Consider the following 507-nt stretch of genomic DNA (forward strand, 5'->3'; position numbering starts at 1 on the left):
TATTGCTGAATCCTTTGTTTTCTCCATTTCCTGTATTTGTTCATCAATTTTTCCATTGATTTTCCTAATGTAATCCTTAAGATTAATTCGAACCACTTCACCACCCTGTTCGATTTCAAGCATAAAACCATCTTCTATTAGTTTTTCAGCCTTGGTACTAACTTCTTTAAACATATACCTGGCATATTCATCTATGGTCATTCGCTGAACTATCGCATATGCAATTTCAATTGTTCCCGATCCATTAATCCAAAAACCTACCGAATCGTCAGAGCTATCATATGGGATTAAATAAGGTACTTCATCTGTACTGGCAATTAATGTTTTCTTCCCATCTTTTTCTGTGTAATATCCTGCATTCAAGTTCCTTGCATTTGTATCAGTTATTAAAACCTGTAATCCGGGATTATTTTTTACATTAAGAACTTCTTCATATGCTGTCGCTCCATTACTTGTTGAAAGTTCCTTTTTTCCTTCTGAAAACCTTGCAAGAACGTGAATTGAATC

At 34.3% G+C, this 507-nt stretch carries 1 protein-coding gene; it reads right to left on the reverse strand.

Going from position 1 to position 507, the window contains the following annotated elements; translation table 11 throughout:
• On the reverse strand, positions 1 to 507 hold a 507-nt coding region (locus tag QZL64_RS12955; RefSeq protein WP_296309694.1), incomplete at both ends, for a hypothetical protein.

Source organism: Veillonella sp. CAG:933 (assembly GCF_000431435.1).
In the GTDB taxonomy this organism is placed as follows: domain Bacteria; phylum Bacillota; class Negativicutes; order Veillonellales; family Veillonellaceae; genus Veillonella_A.